At 62.9% G+C, this 19,958-nt stretch carries 22 protein-coding genes and 2 pseudogenes; 16 read left to right on the forward strand and 8 right to left on the reverse strand.

Translation table 11 applies throughout. The features are described 5' to 3' along the window. On the forward strand, positions 1-156 hold a 156-nt coding region (locus EDC27_RS16835), incomplete at its 5' end, for a glutamate--tRNA ligase family protein (protein ID WP_148045615.1). A 227-nt stretch (positions 157-383) separates the two neighbouring features. On the opposite strand, the gene EDC27_RS00465 is transcribed toward EDC27_RS16835, so the two are convergent. Beyond that, the gene (locus tag EDC27_RS00465; RefSeq protein WP_148045616.1) at positions 384-596 is read right to left on the reverse strand and encodes a hypothetical protein; all 213 of its coding nucleotides are present in this window, start codon (positions 594-596) and stop codon (positions 384-386) included. 913 nt (positions 597-1,509) lie between these two features. Here EDC27_RS00465 and EDC27_RS15850 point away from each other — a divergent pair. The 7 genes from EDC27_RS15850 to EDC27_RS00500 all read left to right on the forward strand — a co-directional run bounded on the left by EDC27_RS15850 (position 1,510) and on the right by EDC27_RS00500 (position 4,915). Then, entirely contained in the window at positions 1,510-1,659 is a 150-nt protein-coding gene (locus EDC27_RS15850; RefSeq protein ID WP_170161485.1) for a hypothetical protein, read from the forward strand. Between the two features lie 290 nt (positions 1,660-1,949). Beyond that, entirely contained in the window at positions 1,950-2,249 is a 300-nt protein-coding gene (locus EDC27_RS00475; protein WP_148045617.1) for a hypothetical protein, read from the forward strand. 732 nt (positions 2,250-2,981) lie between these two features. Continuing rightward, entirely contained in the window at positions 2,982-3,389 is a 408-nt protein-coding gene (locus tag EDC27_RS00485; protein WP_123288668.1) for a UvrD-helicase domain-containing protein, read from the forward strand. Position 3,390: 1 nt separating this feature from the next. Next, on the forward strand, positions 3,391-3,552 hold the full coding sequence (locus EDC27_RS15855; protein WP_170161486.1) for a hypothetical protein: 162 nt from the start codon (positions 3,391-3,393) through the stop codon (positions 3,550-3,552). A gap of 107 nt (positions 3,553-3,659) precedes the next feature. Further along, positions 3,660-4,085, forward strand: coding sequence for a UvrD-helicase domain-containing protein (locus EDC27_RS00490; RefSeq protein WP_123288669.1), 426 nt, complete (start codon positions 3,660-3,662; stop codon positions 4,083-4,085). Beyond that, on the forward strand, positions 4,040-4,294 hold the full coding sequence (locus tag EDC27_RS00495) for a 3'-5' exonuclease (RefSeq protein WP_123288670.1): 255 nt from the start codon (positions 4,040-4,042) through the stop codon (positions 4,292-4,294). The genes EDC27_RS00490 and EDC27_RS00495 overlap by 46 nt, the downstream gene beginning before the upstream one ends. An 81-nt stretch (positions 4,295-4,375) precedes the next feature. After that, entirely contained in the window at positions 4,376-4,915 is a 540-nt protein-coding gene (locus EDC27_RS00500) for an ATP-dependent helicase (RefSeq protein ID WP_170161487.1), read from the forward strand. Between the two features lie 689 nt (positions 4,916-5,604). On the opposite strand, the pseudogene selD reads toward EDC27_RS00500, so the two are convergent. Continuing rightward, a pseudogene (gene selD, locus EDC27_RS16635) lies at positions 5,605-6,622 on the reverse strand (selenide, water dikinase SelD). Between the two features lie 301 nt (positions 6,623-6,923). Between selD and EDC27_RS00515 the strand changes: the two are divergent. The 5 genes and pseudogenes from EDC27_RS00515 to EDC27_RS16980 form a co-directional block, all read left to right on the forward strand. After that, the gene (locus EDC27_RS00515) at positions 6,924-8,114 is read left to right on the forward strand and encodes a glycosyltransferase family 4 protein (protein WP_123288673.1); all 1,191 of its coding nucleotides are present in this window, start codon (positions 6,924-6,926) and stop codon (positions 8,112-8,114) included. Next, positions 8,102-10,270 carry an amylo-alpha-1,6-glucosidase gene (locus tag EDC27_RS00520; protein ID WP_211334710.1) on the forward strand — a complete coding sequence of 723 codons (2,169 nt, stop codon included), beginning with the start codon at positions 8,102-8,104 and terminating at the stop codon, positions 10,268-10,270. Before EDC27_RS00515 ends, EDC27_RS00520 begins: the two co-directional genes overlap by 13 nt. An 18-nt stretch (positions 10,271-10,288) precedes the next feature. After that, on the forward strand, positions 10,289-11,761 hold the full coding sequence (locus EDC27_RS00525) for an alpha,alpha-trehalose-phosphate synthase (UDP-forming) (protein WP_123288674.1): 1,473 nt from the start codon (positions 10,289-10,291) through the stop codon (positions 11,759-11,761). Further along, positions 11,761-12,591 carry a trehalose-phosphatase gene (gene otsB / locus EDC27_RS00530; RefSeq protein WP_123288675.1) on the forward strand — a complete coding sequence of 277 codons (831 nt, stop codon included), beginning with the start codon at positions 11,761-11,763 and terminating at the stop codon, positions 12,589-12,591. The genes EDC27_RS00525 and otsB overlap by 1 nt, the downstream gene beginning before the upstream one ends. A gap of 385 nt (positions 12,592-12,976) precedes the next feature. Next, positions 12,977-13,105: pseudogene (locus tag EDC27_RS16980) on the forward strand (MGMT family protein); the annotation flags it as partial. 427 nt (positions 13,106-13,532) lie between these two features. On the opposite strand, the gene EDC27_RS00540 reads toward EDC27_RS16980, so the two are convergent. The 6 genes from EDC27_RS00540 to EDC27_RS16995 all read right to left on the reverse strand — a co-directional run bounded on the left by EDC27_RS00540 (position 13,533) and on the right by EDC27_RS16995 (position 16,699). Further along, positions 13,533-13,943 carry a DUF169 domain-containing protein gene (locus EDC27_RS00540; protein WP_123288676.1) on the reverse strand — a complete coding sequence of 137 codons (411 nt, stop codon included), beginning with the start codon at positions 13,941-13,943 and terminating at the stop codon, positions 13,533-13,535. Positions 13,944-13,965: 22 nt separating this feature from the next. Then, positions 13,966-15,273, reverse strand: a complete 1,308-nt coding sequence (locus EDC27_RS00545; RefSeq protein WP_170161488.1) for an aldehyde dehydrogenase family protein — start codon at positions 15,271-15,273, stop codon at positions 13,966-13,968. Between the two features lie 49 nt (positions 15,274-15,322). After that, the gene (locus EDC27_RS16985) at positions 15,323-15,787 is read right to left on the reverse strand and encodes a flavin reductase family protein (protein WP_170161489.1); all 465 of its coding nucleotides are present in this window, start codon (positions 15,785-15,787) and stop codon (positions 15,323-15,325) included. Next, a complete protein-coding gene (locus EDC27_RS00555) occupies positions 15,745-16,047 on the reverse strand; it encodes a flavin reductase family protein (RefSeq protein ID WP_123288679.1) in 303 nt (100 codons plus the stop codon). Before EDC27_RS00555 ends, EDC27_RS16985 begins: the two co-directional genes overlap by 43 nt. Before the next feature lie 176 nt (positions 16,048-16,223). Further along, positions 16,224-16,400 (reverse strand): hypothetical protein, encoded by a 177-nt coding sequence (locus EDC27_RS16990; RefSeq protein WP_407923338.1) that lies wholly within the window; start codon positions 16,398-16,400, stop codon positions 16,224-16,226. Positions 16,401-16,444: 44 nt separating this feature from the next. Then, the gene (locus EDC27_RS16995; protein WP_407923339.1) at positions 16,445-16,699 is read right to left on the reverse strand and encodes a DUF429 domain-containing protein; all 255 of its coding nucleotides are present in this window, start codon (positions 16,697-16,699) and stop codon (positions 16,445-16,447) included. Between the two features lie 939 nt (positions 16,700-17,638). Here EDC27_RS16995 and EDC27_RS00565 point away from each other — a divergent pair. The 3 genes from EDC27_RS00565 (at position 17,639) to EDC27_RS15860 (ending at position 19,464) form a co-directional block, all read left to right on the forward strand. Beyond that, positions 17,639-17,860, forward strand: coding sequence for a hypothetical protein (locus EDC27_RS00565; RefSeq protein ID WP_148045618.1), 222 nt, complete (start codon positions 17,639-17,641; stop codon positions 17,858-17,860). A gap of 18 nt (positions 17,861-17,878) precedes the next feature. Beyond that, positions 17,879-18,505, forward strand: coding sequence for a transposase (locus EDC27_RS00570; protein ID WP_170161490.1), 627 nt, complete (start codon positions 17,879-17,881; stop codon positions 18,503-18,505). A 641-nt stretch (positions 18,506-19,146) separates the two neighbouring features. Next, positions 19,147-19,464: a methyl-accepting chemotaxis protein gene (locus tag EDC27_RS15860; RefSeq protein ID WP_281273094.1), complete on the forward strand. Its 318-nt coding sequence runs from the start codon at positions 19,147-19,149 to the stop codon at positions 19,462-19,464. The last annotated feature ends 494 nt before the right edge of the window (positions 19,465-19,958 follow it).

Genomic DNA, 19,958 nt, shown 5'->3' on the forward strand with positions numbered 1-19,958 from the left:
TACCGAGAATACCTACAAAAGCTTTTGGACACAGGGCACGCCTACTATTGCGACTGTTCGGCTGAAGACGTGCAACGGCGTCGCCAGGAAGCCCTCAAGGCAAGTTCTTCGGCTCCGGTTGCACCGAGGGTTGCATTGCCCAGCTCCCCAACATGAAGGAAGTGGTGGTGGCCATGGGAAACCACCCGAAGATAAAGATTTCCGAATGGGTCATTTAGACGACCGAGGCACTGCTGAAGATCTTTAGTAGCGTAATCTTGCGATTCTGGCGTAACAGAGAGCAGGCGATCGTCTGCCTGACCATCGAAGTATCGATTTTGGCACCCCGATGGCCATCTTTCAGCTACTGACAGTGCGTTTTCTTTCTGAATGCGCCCTGAAATTTAGTATATCGCCAAATTTACGCCATTTTGGAGACACTTCACCTCTTCCAGGTTATCTCTTAGGCGCTGCACGTCTTTCACTCCCAGTAATATCTGGGCGGCGCCCCCTTTTTGCCAAATCATCTCGAAATTGAGAGCCTCAAAAGTTGCCGTCGTCACTTTCAGCCTCACACGGCGCCCGTGACGCACGGTCTTGGCGCCGATGTCCATCACCCTAGAGCGCCTCGTGGTGGCCTAGCCAACGGGCTCGACCAATGGCGCGCAGACGTCGTGCTTGAATTTCTCGGAGAGAAAAAAGGACACCAGCATCGTGGAGTCAAAGGCGGCATTGGGGGCAAAACGGTCTGGCGGCGGGTGTGGCCCCGGCGGCAGCGGAGCCCTAGCGAGGGGTAGGGCGGCATTGACGAGACGCCGGCCGGGGCGGACGGTGCAAGGGTCACCCTGGAGCAGGCCATTGCCACTGTAAAGCGGATAGTAAACATGCCGGCCGCTTTGACGGAATTCCAACCCGGCTATTCCGAAGACGGCAGAGTGGAGATTTGGAATTTACGGTGGGAGGACCGGCTGCCGGGCTAAGGTGGCGTCCAGGCTCGGGTAAATGCCCGGACGGGAGTACTATGAATCTTGGCCCCGAAAGCCGACCCGGGCCACCGGCGCGGGCTTCCTCGCTTGAGCCGCGACCAGGTCAAGGCCGTGGCAGAGGATTTCCTGGGCCGAATACTGCCCCGGTATGGCGAGTCTTTCCGCCAGGAATTGTAGGGCCAGGATGCGCTTTAGGGTAACCTGCGGATGCGCTCACCGGTCACCTATCACTTTTCCTTCGTGGGGGTGGTCAACGGCGTGCCCTTCCGGGAGATCTAGGCCCGCCTGGAGGTGGACGGAGATACGGCTAAGGTGCGCAGCCTCTATAGCACCTGGGACCGCGAACTGGAGTTTCCCCCTCCCGCGAGAGCCATCGCGATGGAACGCGCTGCCGCCATCTGGGAGGGCAGGGCCGGCGTGGGATTGATTTACGGGCGTCCGCCTGCCCAACCGGCTGAGCGGCCGCCGGTAGAGTTGTTTACGCCCAACGGGACCGTTCTGTGATGGTCGACGCATTAAGCGGCGAGGACATATGCTTGGTCAGATGATTTACCCGGAATTCGACGTCCACGGCGGCGGTCGCGACGAAGCTCGAACCCAGGAGGTCGTACTCACCCCGGCCGAGGAAAAGGCGGTCGGCGAGATGGAAAGGCTGTTGGGCCGGGAAGTGGCTCGGGCCCGGGCCCTGACGTGATCAACCTCCCGGAGGGCTACGAAATGCAGGGGAATTACCTGGAGCGCGACTGGACCCACCCGGAGGAGAAACTCTGGAGCTTCCACTGGGAGGGAAGCCTGGAACAAGGCCATACCCGAGTCCATGTCGATGCCTAAACCGGCCTGATGGTGGTTTACAACCATGACGACTACCAACCGACCCGCGAGAAAGAACCCCGTTGCGGGGAAGTGGAGGTCCGAGAAATAGCCCGCAAATTCCTGGAAAAGGCGGCGGGCCCGTATTTCGACGCCTTGTGAGAACGACAGGTGGTGCCCCAGCGTGAGGTCCGCGAAACTCTGGCCACGGATCGGGAACAGCCCCGCGCCTATAGGTTCGAGTTGGCCCGCGTGGTAAACGGCATTCCCTTCCCGGGCAACGGGGGCAAGATTCAGGTGGATGCCGTCCGGGGCTGGGTGGTTAGCTATAGCTTGCGCAGGTGGGACTTATCGTTCCCGGCGGCGGAAGGAGTGGCGGACCGGGTGCTGGCGGCTGGGATGTTCACGGACCGGCTGGTCCTGGCCTGGGAGCGGCAGCCCGTTGCTCCCGGGGTCTGCAGCGAGGGCAAATAGGTTCTGGTGTGCCCGGTGTACCGTCTGGACACGGAAGAGGCGCCTGACGCCGTGCACGCCTTCACCGGCGCAGGCTCTGGCCCGATCTACAACCGATGGCGAACGAAGAATAGCCTTCTTTCGCGGACCTGGCTGGGAACCCGGCGGAGCAGGCGGTGCAAACCCTGCCCGCGGTGGACGTCATCCAGGTGAGGGGCCCCAACTTCGCGCCCGACGAAACCCTGACCCAATGTGATTTCCTAATCTGGCTCGTCCAGGCCTGCGGCTCGCGCCCCCCGAGCTCAGATTATTGGAGGGAGAGGCCGGCCCGACGGAGCCGGACCGGGAGTTCGATGCGGCGCATGCGGGGGCCGAAAACCTGGGTATTTTGAGGCCCGGCGAGGAATACACTCCCGGCGTGGCCGTAACCTGGCAGAACCTGGTGCGCCTGGGTCTCAGGGGCCTGGGGTGGGCGAGGTGGCCGAACTCCTCGGCATCTGGGCCTTGCCGGTCGAAGTCGCGGCCCGTGTGATCCCGAAGGACCACGGGTACCTCACCGTGGCGGAACGGAAAGGACTGGTATCTTTGAATGGATCTGGGTATTTCGGCCCTGCAAATGAGCTGACTCGGGGCGAGGGGCCTTGGCCCTGTAGCGCCTGGCTTTCGTCCGGTAATTTTGAGGTGATTGCGGGTTTCCCACTGACCCCGGACGTGGTGAGATTTAATTAAAAAACCACCAACGGAGGAGACCGCTTGGATAACGTTTTGACGCGGCCCCTGTCGCACCTGAAAGTCCGGCTGGAACCGCAGGTGAAGGAGCGCGAGTGGAAGCTCGTTTTCAGCGACGCGCTGGCCATTCTGGGCGTAGCCGGGCCGCGGTCCGGCAAGACCCGGGCCCTGACCTGCCGGGCGGCCCGTGTGCTGGACGAGGAATTACCGGCGCGAGATCTCATGTTGGTAACATTCACCAACAAGGACGCGGAGGGGATGGAGGCCCGACTGACGCACCTTTTGAAACCCCGGTCGGACGGCCTGTGGATCGGCATCTTCCATGCCCCGGGAGCACGTCTCCTGCGCCAGAACGCCGACCTCCTCGACCGTACCCCTTCTTTCACAATCCTGGACGAAGGGAACAACGCCGCTCTTATCAGGGCAGTCTAGAGTGGCCTCCGCCACACCGGCCTTCTCGGAGGCGGAGAAGCGTCTCTTCGTCCCCGGGGGCCTGTTCGAAGAAATCATCAGCTGGGCCCGCAACGCCGGCACCACGCTGGCCACGGCGGTGGCCGAGGACTACCCCCAGCACCCGGAGCACCTCGAGTTTTGATACAGAGGTTGGAGGTCCTCTACGAGCATTGGAAGAAAGAGATGAACGCCCTGGATTCTGACCACCTGCGCGTGCACTGGCTGTTCCTCCTGCGGAATTACCCGTAGGTGGCGGACCAGCTGAGCCGGCGCTTTCGCCACGTGCTGGTGGACGAGGAGCAGGACCCCTACGTGGTGCAGAGGGCCATCGTAGGGGAATTTGGCCTGAGCGCGGCGGAGTTCGTGGTGGAGTACGACGCCCAGTCCATGCACGCCTTCCGCCATGCCAAAAACTGCAACACCCTGGAATTTCCGAGCTACTTTCCGGGCTGGCTGGTGGTGCGGCTGGCGGAGAACAGCCGCAGCACGGCGAAAATAGTGGCTCTGACCAACGTCTTCATCGCCCACAACCGCAATCAAATCCCCAAAAAACTCTTCACCGGGCGCGCGGCCGGGGAAAAGCCGTGGCTGGTAGTGGCCGAGGACCCTCCTAACGGGAGGCGGCCTTCGTGGCCGAGCGCCTCTCTGAGCACCACGAGGCCGGAGTCCCGCTGAGGGAGATGGCGGTCCTGTACCAGAGCACCCATGTGCCCCTCGACCTCGAAATGGAAATGGTCTCCCGTGGCCTCCCCTATGTCACTGGGGGGCTGAAGTTTCTGGAAAGGGCTCACGTCGAGGACGTGGTAGCTTGGCTGCGGGTGCTTCTGCACCCCCGGGACGAGGTTTTCTGGCAGCGGATTATGGTGATGCAGCAGGGTGTATAAGGCGACCTTTAAGGCCCTCATGGCCCAGCTGAGGACCGGCCGCGCTCCCACCGCAGTGGGTGCTCCAGGGGGGAGCTGAAGGTGCCGCCGCGGGCCGCGAAGGATTGGACGGACCTGGTGGCGTGCCTGCGCAAGGTGACGGCGGTTCAAGACCGGCGCCCGGCCGAACGTATCGCCATCGTGTTAGACGGGGTCTACGGCCGAACCTTCCAGGAGCGCTATCCCGGGGATCATTGGGACCGCTTGCAGGGCACCGAGCGGTTGGCTGGAGACGCGCGGCGCTATCGCTCACTGGAGAACTTCATCGGCACCGTTTCCCTGGAGCAGGACTACGTGCTGAAGGGCTTGGCAGAGGAAGAACCGGCCGAGGATGTGTTGGTGCTTTCGACCTTCCACAGCGCCAATGGCAAAGAGGGGCGTGTGGTCTTCCTCATCGGGCTCAACCAACGGCGGTTCCCCAGCGCCCGGGGCCTCGACAAACGAGAAAAGGAGCGGCGCCTGTTTTACGTAGCGGTGAACCGGGCCAGGGACTGGCTTTACCTGATCACGACGGTTAAGGATGTCCGTGGCTGGCAGAGCATTGTAACCGGTCCCTCGATCTTTCTTAACTGTCCCGAGTGATGTGCCTGAGCGTGGACGTGCAAGTTGTCGAGGGGGACGGCGACGAGGGCGGGGTTAGGCCGTGGACACTTCCTGTTCCCCTGGGCGCCCACATCCTCGCCGGTCGTGTGTAAGGGGGAATGCAGTGACATGTCCGGTTTCCATATCCACGACTTTCTCGTTTCTGGAGCATCGTCATCAACGGTACAAGGGAGACCTGATTATCTATCTGGACCGGGTGGAGACCGTCTGGTGGCAGCTGCGCCACCGCATCAGTCCGGCAGGCCTGGACGGGGTACTGGTGGCACGGCCCGAGGTGGTCGTGATAGAGGGGCAGGGCTACGGGACGGATCCGGCTGACGCCCGAGGCGCAGCACCAGCTGGAGGAAAACGGCCTCGAGGTGCGCGTGGACTTCACGGCCGCGGCCTGCCGCGTCTACAACGAACTCGGCCCGCCGCACCGCAGCGTGGCGCTGCTGAACCTAACGTGTTAGGTCGCCCGCGAAGATGCTGTACCGTGGTGATCCCCGGTTGGCTGTGCCTGGGCGACGACCTTGGGCCGCGTCCTGGGATTCCGGCCCGGAGCACCGGATTGCCGGGCGTGGGGGAGCCCGGCCCTTTGCGGCCCGGCTCCGCGAGCCGGTCCGCGGGCAGCTTTCCTCTGCTGTCCGGGTCTGGTCCCGTGTGCCGTTATGCGGAGCAGCCAGGACCTAGGGCGCGCCGGGCACGTCTTTCCCACCCGCCGGGGTTTGGGATGATACGTGGAGACTGGATTCCTCCTCCACCAGGCCGCCCTCGACCGCGGCCACGTTCCGTCGACAATGCGCGTTCAGGAGGGCCGCCAGACGTACCGAGGCCACGGCCATCAGTAGCCCGCCCGAGGTCTGGGGATCGTTAGGGAGCATCTGGAGTTCCTCCGGTACTGCGGGCTCAAAGGTGACGTGTCCTGTCAGGTACTGCCGGTTGGTGCAGGTTCACCCGGCGACGAAACCCTGAGCCTCCAGGTTCCGGGCCCCGGGCAAGAGGGGGACTGCGCCGGCCGCAAGGCGCTGCGCTACCCCGCCGGCCCGGGCCCTCACCAAGGCGTGGCCCAATAGGCCAAACCCTGTGATGTCGGTGAAGGCGTGCACCCCCACCTCCCGCATGGTCAGGGAGGCCTCACGATTCAGGGTCGTCATAGCTTCGGCCGCGGCCCGGAAAGGCTCCGGCGTGGCGCATTCGGCCTTGCGGGCCGTGGTGATCACCGCGGTGTCCAGGTTTGGTGAGCAACAGGACGTTCCCCGGCCTGGCCCCGGCGTCGGTGATCACGCGTGAAGGGTGGCAAACCCCGGTCACGGCAAGGCCGTATTTGGACTTCGCGTCCTCCACGCTAAGGCCTCCCAGCAACACGGCCCCGACTTCCTTGGGGTTATCGAAGCCGCCCCGCAGGATGCCCGCCAGCAGCTCCGGGTCCCCGGACCTGGTATGGAAGGACACGATGTTCATGGTCGTGAGCGGGTCCCCGCCCATGGTGTACAGGTCGCTGAGGGTGTTGGCCGTCGAGATCTGGCCGAAGAGGTAGGGATCGTCGACCACGGGCGTGAAGAAGTGGCCGGTCTGGATGACGGCCTGTTCAGGCCCGAGCCGGTAAACGGCGGCATCGTACCAGGTTTCGATGCCCTTCACCCCGTTGGGGCGCAGGGTCGCCTTTAGCCGGTACAGGACGTGGGCCAGGAAGCCCGGCCCGATCTTGGCCGCTCATTCGGCACTGGTGGTCACATCGTCAGTCTCACCGCATAACCGCCTTTCCCCGGAAATAGAATATCCCCTCGCCGGCCATGTTTCCTCCGCACGGCGCATCCAATAATTTTAGCGGCTGGGGCTTTTCTAAAAGTTTTCCTTCCGACGGGTTCAAGCCGCGGGGTAGGGTGCCGTTGTGAGGAGATAAAACGATAACAATCTTGACAAGTTCAGGCGCCATGTTATGCTTGCTGTTAGCACTTTAGCTCACTGAGTGCTAACCGGAATCTGGCGAGGAGGCGGTAGAGCGATGAAGGTGGCTATGCTGCACTGGGCTTTTGCGCCCATCATCGGCGGGGTGGAGACCCACCTAGCCATGTTGGGGCCCGACCTGGTGAGGGACGGCTGTCAGGTGGCCCTTCTGACGGGGGCGGTGGACGGGAGGCCCAGCGAGGAGTCCTGGCAAGGGATGTACGTGCGCCGCACGCCTCTCATGGACCTCAATTCCCTGACCCCAGCTTCCATCGTAGCGCACAGGGAGGAAATCGCCCGGGAGCTGGCGGATTTCATCCGGGACGTGGAGCCGGAGCTGGTGCACGTCCACAACATGCACTACTTTAGTCCGGAGCACGCCCGGGCCCTGGGGGAAATCTGCCGGCGTAGGAGTATACCCCTGCTTCTGACGGCCCACAATGTGTGGGAAGACCTACTCTGGCAGAAAATGCTCGCATACAGGGAGCAGTGGGATGGCATTATTGCCGTCAGTAACTACATCAAGAGGGAACTGATCCGGGCGGGTTATCCGGCCGCGCGTATCGATGTGGTGTACCACGGTATCGACACCGAAAAGTTCCGGCCCGGCGACGGGGAGCGACCGCCGGAACTGATCGGACGGCGCGTCATCTTCCATCCGGCCCGTATGAGCTTGGCCAAAGGGTCCGACGTGGTTGTGCGGGCGGGAGCCCTCATTAGGAAGGAATTTCCGGACGTCATCCTAGTTCTTACCGGCACGGAAAAGACCGTAGACTGGGGCAGTTACCAGCAGGGCGAGGTGGAGGCCGTACGCCGCTTGATCCGGGATCTGGACATGGAAGAACACGTATACATCAGGTTCCTTCCCTGGCACGAGATGCCGGCCATGTACCGTGCGGCCGACATCGTGGTTTACCCCTCCCGTTTCGATGAACCCTTCGGCCTGGTGATGCTGGAGGCCATGGCGACGGCGCGTCCGGTGGTCGTGAGCCGGGCCGGGGGCATGCCGGAGGTGGTTCAGGACGGAGTGAGCGGCCTGGTGGTACCAATGGGAGACCACGAGGCTTTGGCAGAGGCCGTTTTGAGCCTGCTGAGGGACCCGGCGCTGGCCAAGAGCCTGGGGGAGCGGGGCCGCCACGAGGTGGAGCGCGCCTTTACCAAGGAGCTGATGGTGGCGAGGACCCTTTCCCTTTACCGGCGCGTTCTGGACTGGCGGCCCATGAGGGGAGTGGTCGGGTGGACGAAATAAGTCCCTTGCGCATCGTACCGCGCCATTTCCAGATCAAGACGGAGGTTTTGAAGGAAGGGGAGATTTTCCTCACGACGCTGCCCACGGGAGAGGTACCCGACGGTAACATGGGTGGCCTGGGCCTCTATTACCGGGACACGCGCTACTTGAGCGGGCTGGAGATGTACCTGGCGGACGCCAAACCGGTATTGCTTTCCTCCACGACCAGGGGAAGCCACTTCAGTCAGTTCGAGTTCACCAACCCGGAGATCTCCCTCGTTGACGGGCAGTTGATTCCGCTTCAGACCCTGCATCTACGGCTGCTTCGGGTCATCCGGGGGGCACTTTTTCAGCGCCTGCGCCTGATCAACTTCAATTTTTTTCCGGTGACCATCACGCTAAGGTTCCTCTTCGCCGCGGATTACGTGGACATCTTCGAAGTATCCGGGATGGCCCGACAGCGGCGCGGGGAAATCCTCGAGCCCCGAGCTACCAGGAATTCCTTTCAGCTTCGCTACCGCGGATTAGACGACGTGGTGCGGATCACCGAAGTCTTTTTCGACCCCGCGCCCGCGCAGATACGGCTGGAGCAGGGCCGGGCGAAGGTCGCTGTTTACCTGCACCTGCCACCTCAGAAGAAGGTGTACCTCATCTGCCAGGTTACCCCCCGTGTGGCCGGTGACGCCGCAGTGCCCCTGGAGGGGAATCCGGCGCACCTGGGGGTGGCCTTCTCCACAATAGCTATCCAGCAGGCCAAGAGCTACCGCAAATGGACCCGCGATTGCACCCAGATTGAAACGGACAACCAGGTATTCAACCAGATCCTGAAGCGTGCCACCACGGACCTTAGGAGCCTGTTTGCGGTTTATCCGGAGGGAGGGATTCTGGAGGCCGGCGTACCATGGTATGCCGCGCCCTTCGGCCGGGACGCTCTCGTCAGCTCTTGGCAGACCCTCATGCTCAATCGGGAGATAGCCAGGAGTTCACTGCGGTTCCTGGCCCGCTTTCAGGGACGCCGGCTGGATCCCTCCCGGGACGAGCAGCCCGGCAAGATAATGCACGAACTGCGCCGGGGGGAGATGGCGGCCTGCGGCGAGATTGTGCACACACCCTACTACGGTTCGGTGGACTCCACGTTGTGGTTCGTGATTCTCCTTGGGGAGCTATATTGCTGGGACCAGGACCGGACGTTCGTTGAAGAAATGCATGAAGCCCTGAAGGGCTGCCTGACCTGGTGTCGGGAGTACGGGGACCTGGACGGGGACGGTTACATCGAGTATCGCCGGGAGGCCGAGGGGGGACTGGACAACCAGGGATGGAAGGACTCCTGGGACGGGGTGGTGGACGCCGAGGGCCGGATACCGGAACCGCCCATCGCCCTGGTGGAGGTGCAGGGCTACCTGTACCTGGCCCTCAGGCACGCCTCCCGTTTGTTGACGGTCCTCGGGGAATCGGGCCGTGCGAATGAGGTGGCGGCGTGGGCCGAGCGTCTGCGGGCGCAGTTTCTGAAGGATTTCTGGTTAGGGAAATACCTGGCGTTCGCCCTCGACGGGCGCAAACTGCCGGTCACGACCGTGGTCTCCAACATGGGGCACTGCCTCTTCACGGGAATCCTACCGCCGGAAATGGCGCGCAAAGTGGCCGAGCGCCTGTTCCAGCAGGACATGTACTCCGGCTGGGGCATTCGCACCATGGGCAAGCGGGAAAAGGCCTACAACCCCATGAGCTACCACAATGGCTCGGTCTGGCCCCACGACAACACTATCATCGCCTGGGGGCTGCGGCACCACGACCTCCTCCAATACCTGGAACAGTTGGCCACGGGCCTGTACGATGCCTCGTTGCATTTTCCATACAACCGTTTGCCCGAACTGTTCTGCGGCTTTACTCGGCGTGCCATCGGGGGACCGGTGCGTTACCCCATCGCCTGCGATCCGCAGGCCTGGGCCGTGAGCAGTATTTTCCAGTTGCTCCAGGCGCTGCTGGGCCTGACCTGTTTTCCCGAGGGTTTGCAGATTAAGAAACCTCTACTCCCTTCGTGGCTCAAGGAGGTTTACATCGAGGGACTTCGGGTGGGCAAGGGCCGGGTGGACCTGGAATTTGCGCGCAACCGCGGTTCCACCTACTGTCAGCTCCTAAAGAAAGAAGGCGATTTCCGGGTCATCATCGAGGTTTGATCACCGGGGAGTGAAAGAATGGCAACGGGAAAGCTGATTGTGGCGTCCAATCGCGGGCCCTATGTGGTGCGGGGAAGATCAAGGGTCCGGTCCATTGGCGGTTTAGTTTCGGCCCTCGAGCCTTCGCTGCGGGCCAGCGGGGGGGTGTGGGTGGCCTGGAGTGGGGGTCATACCACGATTGAGGGGACGGACGATACCGAGGCAGGCTACCGCTGGCGCGAGGTGCACCTGTCCGCGGAAGAGGTCTCAGGGTATTACCATGGATTTGCCAATCGGGCACTGTGGCCGTTGTGTCATTACTTTCTGGAGAAGTGTGATTTTAGGAAGGACTACTGGGAGACCTACGTCCGCGTCAACCGGAAATTTGCCGCCGAGATCCAGGCCACGCTAGCCGATGACGACATCATCTGGGTGCACGACTACCACCTGGCCCTAGTGCCGCACTTCCTGCGTCCGGTCCTCACCCACCAGCGCCTGGGCTTTTTCTGGCATATTCCCTTCCCGCCCCGGGACTTCTTTCAGGTGCTCCCCTGGGCCGGCGAGATCCTGAGGGGCATGCTGGGGAGCGACCTAGTGGGCTTCCACTCGCCGGCCTACGTAGACAATTTCCTATCCTGCGTCCAGGACCTGCCCGGGGTCCGGGTGGACCGGGAGCGGCTGAGGGTGGAATACGGCCGCAGGAGGGTGTTGGTCCATGCCTTTCCCGTGGGCATCGACTGCGGCTATTTCCGGGCCCTGGTGAACCGGGGCGACGTGGCGCCGGCCGCGGCGCGGTTGCGGCGCGTGCTGGGCGTGGACCAACTGGGCCTGGCCGTGGACCGGCTGGACTACAGTAAAGGCATCCCGGAGCGCCTGCACGCCCTGGAGCTGTTTTGGGAGCGGTATCCTGAGTACCAGGGCCGGGTCAGCGTCATCCAGATTGCGGTGCCCAGCCGTACCCAGGTGGATGCCTACCGGACCCTCAGGAGGAAGGTCGAGGAAGCGGTGGGGCGCGTCAACGGCCGCTTCAGCGACGACCAGTGGCTTCCCGTTTACTATTTCTGCCGGGCCTTCAGCCAGGAAGAGCTGGCTGTCTACTACGCGTCCGCGGACGTGGCCCTGGTCACCCCCCTGCGGGACGGATTAAACCTAGTGGCCAAGGAATACGTGGCCAGCAGAACCGACGGCCGGGGAGTGCTGGTGCTCAGCCGCTTTGCCGGGGCCGCTGAGGAGCTCAAAGAGGCTCTGCTGGTTAATCCATATGATCTCGACGACATGGTGGCCAAAATCCACGCCGCTTTTGAGATGCCGGTGGCCGAGCAGATGCGGCGCATGCGGGCCCTCCAGGAGCGCGTGCGCCGGTATGACATTTCCTGGTGGATGGGCAGTTTTCTGGGAACCCTTCTGGACGGTCAGGTCATACGCCAGCCGCGGGTTCCGGCCCAGCTTTCCTGGGTCGTGGGAAGTAAAAGAACGGGCGCCGCGGACCGCGGGCTGGAGGCCCTCAACTGATGGAAGACCTTCTGGCGCGCGCGGCCGCCGCCGAAAGGGGCTACCTCCTGTTGGATTACGACGGCACACTGGTGCCCATTGCCGCGCGGCCAGACCTGGCCCGGCCTGGCCCTGGCCTGGTCGAGTTACTAACGCGGCTAACCGGCATGCCAGGGTGGCAGGTGGCGGTGGTGAGCGGGCGCACCGTGGAGGAGCTGCGCCGCCTCCTGCCTGTGGCCGGCCTATATTTGGTGGGAGTCCATGGCGCGGAGCGGGCCGCCCCGGGCGAAGGGGTTGAACGGATTTGCGACCCCGCTTTCCGGGAAGCCCTGCGGCATCTGGTGGGTGCCGCGGATGAGCTGGCGCGGCCAGAAGAGGGGTTTGTGCTGGAGGACAAGGGCGTGGCCCTGGCACTTCATTACCGGCAGGCGGCTCCCTCCCGGGCCGCAGAGGTGGGCCGCCGTTTCGTCCGTCTCGCGCGTACCCACCTCCCGCCGGGCACGTGGCGGCTGCTGGGCGGCAAGAAGGTGCTGGAAATCAGGCCGGCAGGCACGGACAAGGGCCGGGCCGTGGCCGGATTGCTGGCGGATTACCCGGGGACCTTGGCCCTTTACTTCGGCGACGACGTGACCGACGAGGACGCCTTCCGGACCGTGCGCCGGCAAGGCGGCATCGAGGTGCTGGTCTCGCCCGTGGCCCGGCCCACTGCGGCCCGCTACCGGCTAGACAACCCGTCCCGGGTTTGGGAATTCCTTGGGCAGCTGTGGGTGCGCCGGGCCGAAACGGGGGGAGGCGGCCAAGGCCTCCCGACCCATAAGCACAAAGGGAGAGGGGATGGGCGGGTTGGTTGAAGACGCAATCTACAGCGAAACGATGGTCGTGGCCGGCGGCCGGATGACCGGGGCCTGGTCTCCGCTGGGGCTGTTGGCCCTCACCCAGGCGTGGGAGGACGGGGGGGAGGCCCTGCGGACCCTCGAGTCCATGCTGGAGGCCTGGTGGGCGGCCGTGGCCCACACGGGTTCCGCTACGAAGCAGGAGCCCCTGTCCTACGGCTCCGGCACGCACACTGGAAGTGGCATGCGGTCCCGCTCCGGAACTATTTCCTGGGCCGCAAGGCGGAGTTCGCCGGGGTTCAGGTGGACTGGCGGGGGAACAGGCCTTTAGCTCGGAAGGTGCTGGCGGCCCCGCGTTTTTACGGCGAGGTGGTCACCCTGCTGGGTCGGCCCCGCGCAGGCGCGGGCCGTGGGCGGGGCCCTGGGGACCAAGCGCACCCGGGTGGAGGTCCCTTGCCACCGCGTGGTGCGGGGGGACTGGCGTGCCGGGCGGCTTTATCGGCGGGGTCGGATGGAAGGAGAAGTTGCTTAGGGGCCAGCGGCTGTTTTGCCGGGCGGCGGTGCGGGCGACTTAGGGCCTCCGCGGGCCGCGGGGGTCCGGAAAGGCATGTGGAGGTGGTGAGAGGGCGTCGGGCCCGGGGTCCTGTACGGGAGTCGAAACGGCCGGGTGAGCAACCCGGCGATTTTTTTGCGCGCACCAGGAAGAACGGTGTGAGCGTCGAAGAAACGAAAAACATGGCGAATCACGCGCTTTCTGGTACCGACGGTCCTGCAGGAACTGCCCTGCCGGTATAGAAAGGGGGTGCAATTCTGGGCGTGCTCAGGATGAAGTGGTATAAGTTGATTCTCCACGAGATACCGGAGACCGTGGCCATAACGGCCGTCGATTTCGTCCTGCTGTGGCGGGGCCTGAAATGGCGCCTGATCCTGCCGGTGGGCGGGGCCGAAGCTCAGGCCGCCTACCTGGTGCGCATGCTGCCCATTTCCTTCGGCGTGCCCACGGTGCTTCTCATGTTCGTTCTCATCGGCCTGGTGCGCCTGGCCACCAACGCCGACACCGTGTTAAAAAGGGCCTTGCCCGCTTCCCCGGCAGAGAATTCTGGATTGCCCGTGGAAAGAAAGTACTCGATGCCGCCCGGGAAGTCCACGTACCGGTTCCCGAAACCGAGACCCGTACCGCCGCCGGGACACCCGAAGGTCTTACGGTCGAAGGCCGCGGGCCTTCCTCGGGCGGCCCCCATCAGCAGGGCGACCACGGAACCCCAGCGGCCATCCTTGAACTGCAGGGCCCTGTCAGGTTTTTCGTCCGTATGAAGGACCGCCACCGGCGGGTACTTCAGAACCAGGGCCTCCTCGATCCTGCTCCGCATGGAACCAGCCCCTTTTTCTCTTTCAGCACCCCATCTCCCCCCGGGCTTCCTCGCGGGCGCCCGCGGGCGGAAGCGACGTTTCCAGACTGAAGAGCTTCGGCCCCTGCTTTAAAACGAAGCGACTCCCGACCGTTTCCCACACCCAGCAGGAATATCCGTAGCCCCCGATGGGCTTGGTAATCAGGGCGTCCCGCCAGGATATGGAACACGGTTCGTTGACGCTCACGGTCCCGAAGCGGCCGAACACCATTTCCGGCACTTCCCTGAGGTACGGGTCTCCCCTCAGGACGGCCCCTACGAGGCCCGCCTCCTGGGGATCTCCGTAAACGGTGGACCGCAGACCGTAGCGGTTCGCTTTGGCGATGCGCAGGGCCTCCTCGGGGAATCCGAAGGGGGCCACGAAGCTCACGGGGCCGAAAATCTCCTCGCGCATGCCCAGCATGTGTTCGATGGCATCGGCCACAACCGTGGGGTACACCAGGAGGCCCTCGATCCGGCCGCCGCAGAGGATGCGACCGCCCTTGCGGCGGGCGTCCTCGAGCTGGTGCCGTATATTTTCCGCGGCCAGCACGCTGGCCAGGGGCACGACGTCAGCCTCGGGGTCCGAGGGCGGTCCCACGTGCAGCCCTTCCGTGGCCGCCACAAAGCTGTCCAGGAACTCTTCGTACAAACTTTCGTGCACCAGCACCCTTTCGGGCGCCACGCAGGTCTGGCCCGAATAGTGGTACTTGCCGTCCATGAGGTCCGCCAGGGCGCGGTCCAGGTCTGCCCCGTCCAGGACGATGAAGGGGTCGTTGCCCGGGCCTTCAAAAATAAGTTTCTTGCCCGTCAGGCGGCACAAGCGGTCGTACGGAAGCACGTGCCGGTCCGAGCCGAAAATGCATACCACCGGGATTTTGGGGTGGCGCAGGGCGTACTCCATGAACTCCCGGCCGCCGCGGTGGTCAAAGCGGACCTCGGACCCGAACACCGGTCGGTACATTTTCTCGGTCAGACGGGCGATGCGCGAACCTTTGGTGGAAAACTTGACCCGTACCCGGTTGCCGACCAACCAGATGGAAAGGATTGCCGTGTTCATCCAGGTGTTTCCGTCGTAGGGAAGTAAGAGGGCCACTTCCTCGTCCTCCCGGCAAACCGGAGACCTTTCAGCCAGGAGGTCTCGCGTGCGGGCAAAGGCACGGAACTGTTCCACGCTGAGGCCGATTTCCCAGGCGGCGACGCGCCGGCTGAAGCCCACGTCCTCCACCACATACTCGATCAGCCGTTCCCGGTACTCCTCGATGGTGCGCGCTAGGACGGCAATCTTTTCCAGTCGGGCAGCGAAGTCCACAGGCCCACCCTTCCTCCGGGACGTTTGAAGGCCGACCGTTTTATTGGTATCAGAGCTGGGAACGCGAGTTCGTGTCAACGCTTCCCAGGACCGCCCGGTGTTCACGCTTTCGTGGCCGTCTGCCCCGGCGAGCAGTCTCGTTACCCCGGCTGGGGCGTAGGTCGTCCTCGTGGAGACCAGGAACGGCCGATTCCTCCGACCGGCTTTTCCACCACCGTCCACCCATCCTGCAGCCTTTGGACCTCGGCCGCGAATCCGGCCACTGCGCACGCCGTGCCTCGCAGGTGATGTATCGCCAAAAGCTCCCTATCCCGGAAGGTCCACAGTGGCCGTCGATGCATTCGGCCGCGACTACTTCCTCCACCAAAATCCAGTCGTTCCCGCCGTCATGCGTGTTCCACAGACGGCACTCCACCCCCGCGGGGCACTCCGCCACCAAGGGGGCCACGGTCTTCCGCCCGGCCACCGGTGTCAGCCCGGCGGCCCGAAAGTTGTTGACATCTTTTCCGGACACGGTCCCGCAGAAATGGACCCGTCCCAGAAGGCCGCACTGGGAACGTTCGGGGTAAAGGCTCCGCTCGCCCTAACGTACTCTGCGGTGAGGTGCTTCTTGGCCACTGCCAGCAAGGGCGGCTTCCTGCTGACGGGCATCTGCCACGAAGCGGCCATTGCGTTGGGGCGACCGTCCTTCTGGCTTCCCACCAGCACTACGCAGCCGGGCGTAAAGCGCCGGTAGGCTTTGCCCCACGATATCTCCCTCTTGTTGGAGACCATGCTCCCCGCTCCTCTCCAGCCGGTAATCGGGCCATGCAAAGAACCGCAGAAACGCACCCCAAATGCTTAACTTCCCCCGGCGCTCCGCGGGCGCCCCGAATTGCCGCCTGGCGGGACAGGGTTGAACCTGCGACCTTTCTTGCGCGCCAGGAGGAACTTCTTCGAGGACGTCCGCGTCAGAATGGCGGCCCCGAAGCCGCCCGGGCCAGGGCTCCAAGAGCCGGGTACACGATTTGCGTCGGGAATCCTTGGGAATCGTACACCGCAACCGTCGGAATCGCCGTCAGCCCGTCCGGTCCTACGCTTGCCGAAACCGGCGCCACCATGGCCTCGAGCACGTCATCCTTGGCCACCTGGCCATACCTGCTGGCGAATAGGGCGGCCCGGACCACATCATCTACTCCACTTTGCGAATCTTCCGCTCGATGCCCCAGGTCTGCCTTGGAAGCCGCTTCCCCGTCAGCCGCTGATTGATTTCGCTGGCCTCCCAGTATGAGTCGGCGCAAACGGCGGGGCGGCAGGGCGCCTGAAAGACATTGAACCTCGCGGCCGACCAAGCAGCCTCCTCGTCTGCACGTTGCAAGCTCTTTCCTCCAGGCAGCAGTCCCCGCCGCAGGCCTTCTCGCGCGCACGGCCGGCGTCCAAGTTCCATTCTGCAAGGGGTTTGAGAGCCTACCTTATCCAGGTGGGAACGTCCTCCTCGATCCGTTAAGGCATCCCTCTTTCTCCCACTCCACCTTCTCCCAGATGTGCGCACGGAACAACTCTTTAACTTCAGGGTACTGCCTCAACAAGCGGGCCGGCATCCTCACACCCCCGAAAAGGCCCCCAATGCGGCGCGCTACTGGAACCGGGGCACCTAACTTCCCCGCGGCCAGTCGGGCCGCGAGAGGTCCAGGGGCTCGAAGGTGCGGCGCTTCCGCCGCTCCTGCGCCAGCCGGTCGAAGTGGGCGGCGATTCCGGCCACACCCTTGTGCCGGCCGTGACGGCACCAGGCACTGGTCTTCCGCACAATCTTTCGAATTTGCGTCATCCCGACCGCCCCGGGTAAGCCTTACGCGGGGCGCCCGCCTAAGCGTGCCTTCCGCGCTCCATATTCCCTCCGGTGAGGCCTCCAAGTCATTCCTGCGGTGATCTTAGCGGACCGATGGCAGGCGCAACTGATCCAGAACCCCCTCCTCTGCCGGTTAGCCGGGATGCGCAGCGAAGCGAGAATCCGACTGTCGACCCCGCCCGGGCGCTGAAAGCCTTCGGCTTTCAAAAACCTAAATTGAGCGATTTAAGCGCAAAAAAATTCCACCTAATGGGCTAATGAGGTGGGATCGTAGCGAGATCGGGCGCATCACATACCACGCAACATAGAAGCATCGCGATGACGCGTGCCACAACCGCGACAAAAAGCAAAGTAAGAATTGACGGCGTTGAGGTGACCCACGATACGCTCACAGGCCGCGGCGGTCTGATTCTGTTTGTTCGCTATCTTGGCAACATCCAGATTTTTTAGCAGATCGATACTTTCTTTGGCTCCATGCGTCGTCGCCGCAAGGGGGAGCCGATCACCGAGATTTTCAAGCAGCTACTGTGTTTTTTTATGGACGGCACGAGCCGGCATTTGGTCGACTTAGACGCCCTGGCCAAGGACGCGGGCTATGCCGCCGCCATCGAGTGTGAGCCAGGTGGAATGTTTTCCTTTCACGCCGTCAAACGGTTCTTCTGCTCTTTTTGGTGGCCGCGCATTTACTTGCGCCGCCATCTTTTGCAGCGGCTGTTTTTGTGGCGTCTTAAGCTGCAAGAGCCCGATCTGATTGTTTAGGGCATGGACACCATGGTCATGGACAACGACGAGGCCCGTGTACGCCATGGGGTCAAGCCCACCTACAAACGTGTCAAAGGATTTCAGCCGCTGCAGATGACGTGGCAAAAGCACATCATCGATGCGGTCTTTCGTCGCGGAGATGCCCACAGCAACAACGGCAATACGGTGGAGCAGATGGTACGGCATGTTATGGCCAGAATCCGCAAGCCTAATCGAGCCGACGTGGCCATCATTGTTCGCATGGACAGCGAACTTTTTGACCAGAAGCTTTTCGAGGCTTTTGAAGATTTGAGCATTGGCGACATCTGTGGCGGCAAGCTCTATGAGCCGATCAAGGAATTTGTGGCCCAAAGCCAGAGGAACCAGGCCGCCTGGGGCCGCGACGGGCAAGGGAACCACGTCTGGCACTACCTGGAGCTTGGCACAAGGTGCGGTCAGTGGACGTCGTTTTGTCGAGCGCTGTTTTGCCGTCCGCTGTATCAAGATGCCCAGATGGTGCTGCCCTTTTGCCCGGCCCGACACGGTGGTGGTCACCAACCTGGGCATGGAACAGGCCATCGATGCAGCGCTCACCAAGGCTGGATGCGGTCCATGGCTTCAAGGGCAAGGGATCCTCGCCGGTTACCACGGCCGGGGCAGTGAGGAGCTGGTGCATCGAGCGCTGAAGGATTTCGGCCTCTGCCTTTCAAGCGCTTTGCCCCCAATGCCACCTTCTTCGACACGATGCTGGTGGCCTTTTTTCTCTACGAGAGCTTCAAGCAAGACGTCTGCGCGCCGGTGGTCGAGCCCGTTGGCTAGGCCACCACGCTGCGCCGTAGGGTGTTGGACATGGCCGCTAAGATCGTGCGTCACGGCCGCCGTGTGGTGCTGAAAGTGACGACGGCAACCTTTGAGGCCCTCCATTTCGAGAGGCTTTGGCACAAAAGCGGGGCGCCGCCCAGATATTGCTGGGGGTAAGGGAAGTCCGGCACCGAAGAAATCACCTACAAGTGGAGAGGTGTCTCCAAAATCGCGTAAATTTGACAATAAGCGAAACATCAGGGCTCATTCACAAAAAAATTGCCCAGTCAGTAGCTCAAAGATGGCCATCGGGGTGCCAAAATCGACACTTCGATGGTCAGAGAGACGATCGTCGGCTATTCCTTGTGCCAGAATTGCTCAAATTAGGTGACCATTAATGGTAGTCCTTATAATTTTTGAAAGTGGCTTTTCAGGAGAAAAATAGGCACTTTTGCAACAGGCTCCTAGGTGGCATAGAGAGCCTAACCGCGGCGGCCCAGCAGGTGGCCCGGGCCGCCGAACAGGGCACGCAAACGTCGAGGAGTACCTGGGCGGCGGCAGCGGAGGGCAGCCGGGAGTTGGAACGGGTTGAGGAAGGGATGCGGGTCATCGAGGGGCGCATAGCCGAGCTTTCGACCAACTCGGAGCGCATCGTGCAGATCGTGGAGCTGATCCGGGACATCCCCGAGCAGACCCAGCTCCTGGCCCTGAACGCGGCTATCGAGGCGACCCGAGCCGGCGAGTACAGCCGGGGCTTTGCCATGGTGCCCAAGGAGGTGCGCCGCCTGGCCGAAACTCGGCCCGCCCCTCCGTGTAAATAACGCAGTTGGTAGCTGCCATGCAGGAATCAGTCGGTGGAGCCGTGGGCCCGGTCCGCCAGGATAGGGAACTGGTGGACGGCGTGGTGGCTCGCTTTCGGAACATCCCGGACATGATCGACGGTTAGCTCAATGCGGTGGAACAGATCCACGAGGCCGCGTGCCACCAGACCGACACCACTTGGGGGCATGGTGGGCCACGCCCAGGCCATAGCGGCCGTGGCCCAGTAGGCCGCGGCCACCAACCAGGAAACGGCGGCCGTCACCCAGCAACTGGAGCAGATCATGGAAAAGTTAAAAGAGGTGGCGGGCATGTTCGAGCTCAGAGAAGAACGGCGGGCGGCGTGATAAGTATTGGGCTTGTTCCGTTCTGTGTGGCAATCAGGATTAGGGGCCTGGACATGAGAACCGTGGGGATATCACAGACTCCGGCAAGGTGGAGCCCCCATGGAAAGGGAGAGTCGTTGGACGCTCAGCATCGACCTTGCTGTGGGGAT

The sequence above is a fragment of the Desulfosoma caldarium genome (assembly GCF_003751385.1).
GTDB classification, from domain to species: Bacteria; Desulfobacterota; Syntrophobacteria; order Syntrophobacterales; family DSM-9756; genus Desulfosoma; species Desulfosoma caldarium.

Coding starts and splice junctions, on each gene's coding strand:
- EDC27_RS15850 (WP_170161485.1), top strand. CDS start 1,510: ATGATTTACCCGGAATTCGACGTCCACGGCGGCGGTCGCGACGAAGCT.
- EDC27_RS00515 (WP_123288673.1), top strand. CDS start 6,924: ATGAAGGTGGCTATGCTGCACTGGGCTTTTGCGCCCATCATCGGCGGG.
- EDC27_RS00525 (WP_123288674.1), top strand. CDS start 10,289: ATGGCAACGGGAAAGCTGATTGTGGCGTCCAATCGCGGGCCCTATGTG.
- otsB (WP_123288675.1), top strand. CDS start 11,761: ATGGAAGACCTTCTGGCGCGCGCGGCCGCCGCCGAAAGGGGCTACCTC.
- EDC27_RS00540 (WP_123288676.1), bottom strand. CDS start 13,943: ATGCGGAGCAGGATCGAGGAGGCCCTGGTTCTGAAGTACCCGCCGGTG.
- EDC27_RS00555 (WP_123288679.1), bottom strand. CDS start 16,047: ATGGTCTCCAACAAGAGGGAGATATCGTGGGGCAAAGCCTACCGGCGC.
- EDC27_RS16995 (WP_407923339.1), bottom strand. CDS start 16,699: ATGGAACTTGGACGCCGGCCGTGCGCGCGAGAAGGCCTGCGGCGGGGA.
- EDC27_RS00565 (WP_148045618.1), top strand. CDS start 17,639: ATGGACGGCACGAGCCGGCATTTGGTCGACTTAGACGCCCTGGCCAAG.
- EDC27_RS00570 (WP_170161490.1), top strand. CDS start 17,879: ATGGACAACGACGAGGCCCGTGTACGCCATGGGGTCAAGCCCACCTAC.